Source organism: Paenibacillus sp. TAF43_2 (genome assembly GCF_052113545.1).
Taxonomy (GTDB): Bacteria; Bacillota; Bacilli; order Paenibacillales; family Paenibacillaceae; genus Pristimantibacillus.
The window spans coordinates 1-4,438 of the sequence record NZ_JBFRDK010000296.1 but is presented as its reverse complement, the minus strand read 5'-3'; the positions used below and the strand labels follow the sequence as shown (position 1 = coordinate 4,438).

General features: G+C 42.2%; 5 protein-coding genes and 1 pseudogene. 3 read left to right on the top strand and 3 right to left on the bottom strand.

Annotated elements, in window-relative coordinates; all coding sequences use genetic code 11:
* Positions 1–1,244 (top strand): annotated as a pseudogene (locus tag AB4Z17_RS32345) (collagen-like protein); the annotation flags it as partial.
* 424 nt (positions 1,245–1,668) lie between these two features.
* A complete protein-coding gene (locus AB4Z17_RS32340) occupies positions 1,669–2,007 on the top strand; it encodes an S-Ena type endospore appendage (RefSeq protein ID WP_441909144.1) in 339 nt (112 codons plus the stop codon).
* A 55-nt stretch (positions 2,008–2,062) separates the two neighbouring features.
* Here the strand turns inward: AB4Z17_RS32340 and AB4Z17_RS32335 are convergent, their stop codons facing one another.
* Complete coding sequence (locus AB4Z17_RS32335; protein ID WP_441909146.1) at positions 2,063–2,404, bottom strand: DUF3992 domain-containing protein; 342 nt, start codon at positions 2,402–2,404, stop codon at positions 2,063–2,065.
* A 27-nt stretch (positions 2,405–2,431) separates the two neighbouring features.
* On the bottom strand, positions 2,432–2,806 hold the full coding sequence (locus AB4Z17_RS32330) for a DUF3992 domain-containing protein (protein ID WP_441909147.1): 375 nt from the start codon (positions 2,804–2,806) through the stop codon (positions 2,432–2,434).
* A gap of 676 nt (positions 2,807–3,482) precedes the next feature.
* Here AB4Z17_RS32330 and AB4Z17_RS32325 point away from each other — a divergent pair.
* A complete protein-coding gene (locus AB4Z17_RS32325; protein ID WP_441964428.1) occupies positions 3,483–3,776 on the top strand; it encodes a hypothetical protein in 294 nt (97 codons plus the stop codon).
* Positions 3,777–4,238: 462 nt separating this feature from the next.
* Here the strand turns inward: AB4Z17_RS32325 and AB4Z17_RS32320 are convergent.
* Positions 4,239–4,438, bottom strand: a 200-nt coding sequence (locus AB4Z17_RS32320) for a hypothetical protein (RefSeq protein WP_441964426.1), incomplete at its 5' end; no start/stop codon positions are given.

Sequence of the window (4,438 nt, the reverse complement as noted above, 5' to 3'; positions counted from 1 at the left end):
CAACAGGTGCAACCGGGGCAACCGGCGCTACAGGAGCGACGGGAGTAGGAGTGACCGGAGCAACAGGTGCAACCGGCGCTACAGGAGCGACGGGAGTGGGAGTGACAGGAGCAACAGGTGCAACCGGCACGACAGGAGCTACGGGAGTAGGAGTGACCGGAGCAACAGGTGCAACCGGCACGACAGGAGCTACGGGAGTAGGAGTGACCGGAGCAACAGGGGCAACCGGGGCAACCGGGGCAACCGGCGCGACAGGAGCGACGGGAGCAACGGGAATAACAGGGGCGACGGGAGTGGGAGTGACMGGAGCAACAGGGGCCACCGGCGCTACAGGAGCGACGGGAGTGGGAGTAACGGGTRCAACAGGAGCAACCGGCGCTACAGGAGCGACGGGAGTAGGAGTAACGGGTGCAACAGGAGCAACCGGCGCTACAGGAGCTACGGGAGTAGGAGTGACCGGAGCAACTGGGGCGACTGGCACGACAGGAGCTACGGGAGTAGGAGTGACCGGAGCAACCGGGGCAACCGGCGCTACAGGAGCGACGGGAGTGGGAGTGACAGGTGCAACAGGGGCAACCGGCGCTACAGGAGCGACAGGGGTAGGAGTGACAGGTGCAACAGGGGCAACCGGCGCTACAGGAGCGACGGGGGTAGGAGTGACAGGTGCAACAGGGGCAACCGGCGCTACAGGAGCGACGGGAGTAGGAGTAACGGGTGCAACAGGAGCAACCGGCGCTACAGGAGCCACTGGTCCGAACTTTGCTGCTGAAGGATTTTCAGCATTTTTATCTTCTCTTACTTTATCAGCAACGGGTCAGCTTATTAACTGGTCTGTAGCGAATCCTTATTATGGAAATGCGAATTTCAATGCCGCAACAGGCAATTACACGATACCGGTCACTGGTAGATATTCTATTTTAGCAACAGTAAATTATATAACCACTGCAGCTATTGGCATAAGCCTCGGAGCTGGAATAAACCCCTTTTTTCTAGTTCAAAGAACAGCGCCTACAACAACAAGTCTTGTTACGGGATTATTACCTATTTTAAATGTTAATATTGCATTGCTTCTAACCTTAAGAGCTGTACTCGGTAACGGAACAGTAACCTTGGCAGGTGAGGTTACGCTCACTGCTGGTGATGTTGTTGGGCTTTACTATAATGCGAACGGTCTGACAATCTCGCTTAATATAGGTGGCGGATCTACAAATGGTGTAGTTTGGTCCATGCATGAACTTACGTAATAATCAATCATGCATTTCGTTTCGTTAATGGAGGTTAAATCTACTAGGCATATGACTTCTTTTGGAATAAATTCAGATAATGTATAACCATGTGCCGGAAAGATACATTTAATATAAGTATGAATTGGAATATGCTTTTTTTGAAAGAGGGGGGAATATGCTGAAAAGGAGATTCTGTTCAAAGACAAAGCCCTTATTTGAATCAATGAATGTTCTCATGGTGAAACCCTCTTTTATTCAAATAAATAAGCAAAAATCAAAATATATAATAAAGAAAAAATGCTGTAAAAAAAGAGCCCGAAGGAAGAGATGTTTCCCGATATTTCCGTGTCCTCCTAAGCGATGTCACAGGCCAAGACCGAGACCATGTCCAAGGCCTAGGCCGTGTCCTTGCCCGGATTCACCTTGCGTTGATCCTGCGACTATGCTGGTCGAAAAAGAATGCTGTGGAAATATATTACTTCAAGGTAATCTAACGGGACTTCAAATATGGGAAACAGATATTGAAGCAAAAGTTAAGTTGGCGCAAATTACTATATACTCGAGTCCATCGAGCACAGATCCTTTGGAAGTAGAAATTGTTGGTACAGAAACTAAACTAATGATTGTACCACCTGGTAATACAGTTAATTTTATTGGTGAAGGCATTAAATCTGTAAAGGTTTCTGCAAAAGGTAATGAGTTACTTTATATTGAAGGAAAATATGTAATTTCAACTACGATTGGTCTGCATTCAAACCCCATTCCATTAAATGAACAATAATAAAGGGTGGTTCTTCAATAAATGAAGAACCACCCTTTATTATTAAGTTATAAGATTAAAGACTATAACGGACAGTAATACAAAACTCCCCTTGTGCTGCTGCCGTCGTAGTTAAGGAAATGGTATTAAATCGTGCTACCGTAAATGATGCACTGCCTCCAACAGGAATAACTATGGTTTGAATAGCTGCTACGATTCCTGTTCTGAAGAAGTTTACTGTTAATGGTGCTGTACCGGTTTCGTACGAAACATACCCTGTACCGGTAATGATTTGCGAAATGTTGTCCGTATATAAAGTTTGGGTACCAGCTGCAGCCAACTGCCAATTCAAGCACACTTTATCTTGCACAATGATTTTTTCTGAGCAGCAACTAAGTGTAGAATTTGTTTCACACATATTCCTTTATCCCTCCACTCGTTTATTTTATTGGACAGGGTAACGGGTAGTTATGCAGAATTCACCTTGATAAGTACCTGGTGATGCTGCGGGAAGCGTTATTTGAATGGCACTAAAGCGCCTATACGTAAAAGCAAGACTAGTTCCTGGAGAGAGTGAAAAAGGAGCAGCATTAATCGGAGTTCCTGTGCTGTCAAGAAAATCAAATGTGATAGCAGCTGGACCGATGTCATATTGCAAATATCCGGTACCCACAATATTTTGGTTAATGTTATTTGTGAAGACGACAACTAGGACATCAGCAGCGACAACGGTGCCACTCCATGGTGTACATACTTTATCTTGCACAAAGTTTTTATCRGCACAACAAGTTAAAGCAGTTGCAGAATTATTACAACCCATATCTAAATCCCTCCTAATTATAATTTCTAACTATCTAATGCAGGCATTAACCTGCCCGCTTGGACATCTGCCTGAGGTGAGAAATATCTTTTAAATATGGCGACATACGATAATGCAATTTCTATGGGTAGTAGACTAGAGAGAGGAAGTAGAACCATACAAGATGAAGAGCGAAGGGATTTATCATTGGAGCAGCATAATTAGAGCCTAGCATTTTTCAGAAGAATGCAGGAGCATCCGATAATGCCAACTTACTTTTGCATATACTGATGTTGCAATGCCTTGCTTTTTACTTTATGTAAAAGAAGGGGGTCCAAAACCCTTGAAAAACAAAAAAAAGCCCAATCATAACAAGCTTTCATTTGGTTTTTCATGATTATTATCTTTAATGAATATTAAGTATAAACTTTTTTAAATAACTAGTTTTTTCCCTAATCTTGTGACCAGTTTGTGAGTTTGGTGAGTCGAATTGTGATTGTGAAAACTATATGTAGCTGGCTTTCCTTGACTGAGGGGAGTCTTTTATTGATTCATTTTGATTCGACATAGTTTGCGACAAATTATTATTAAATCATTTAATTTTTAGGAAGATAGGAAGGTATAGTTAAATGGTTGTTTTATGGGGAGGAGAAATGTTTAGAATGATGTAAATACATTTAAAGAGTGGCTGAGGAACTTGAGTGAAGGTGACGATGTTGTAGTCATAGGAGGCCATAGGACGGCTTCATACACAATCACCAAAGTAAAGAAAATAACTCCCAAAGGGAAGATACGTACAGAGTATGGAGACTTAATGTATGATGAGAATGGGAGAGTAACGGGTGGCAGTTGGAATAAAACTTCACTATCGCCAGATACCTCTGAAATAAGAGAGGAAATTTGGAGAGGTAATATAATAAAAAAACTTTCTGGAACGGATTTTTCAACACTTTCATCGGAACAGCTGAAAGAGATATATGATATTACATAGGCAACGAAAGAATAGTTTTATCATCAGAAAGGGGCGCCAATTGTGAAATTTATTGAAGATGCTGAAAGAGAAGAAGCACTTGAAATGAAACCAGATTTCAAACGTGGTCATGTTTGGACTGACAATCGACAGATACTAACAATCGAACGCAGTATGACTTAGATTCCACTGAGTAAGGCTTCATTAATTAAGTAAGGAGTGTGCACATAATGAGCTTGTTTTCGAGAAAACCAAAAGAACCGAAAGACAATCCTTATGAAGTAATTCCATCAGAAAATGCAACTAAAATTCAAGTAGTGAACCGTGCTATATTGGATATCAATTAGATGGGCAAGAATTGTGGTAATTAACTGGTGTCTCTTTTTCGACTGAAGTATCTTCGTTAGAAGTCCGTAAATACAAATACCATTTAGCAGGACATTTGCATCATGCCATATTGCCGATTAGTAGGCTGCTATAAGTTTAATTTTCTTTTTTGAAGAGGTAAAGTACAGGAGTACCTGACGTATAAGTATAAGGATAGTAAGTATCCGTTTTGTTGTGATTAGTTTGATTAGAAAGGCAAGAAAAGGTTAATTTCAAAGGGAGAGGTTCGAGATGAAAAAAGAAGAAGTTTGTCCCGAATGTGGAGGAACCAACTTTGGGAAAGGCAAGTCGCACGG

What these genes read in the sequence shown, in the direction of transcription:
- AB4Z17_RS32340 (WP_441909144.1), top strand. Translation starts at nt 1,669, where the DNA reads ATGCTGGTCGAAAAAGAATGCTGTGGAAATATATTACTTCAAGGTAAT.
- AB4Z17_RS32335 (WP_441909146.1), bottom strand. Translation starts at nt 2,404, where the DNA reads ATGTGTGAAACAAATTCTACACTTAGTTGCTGCTCAGAAAAAATCATT.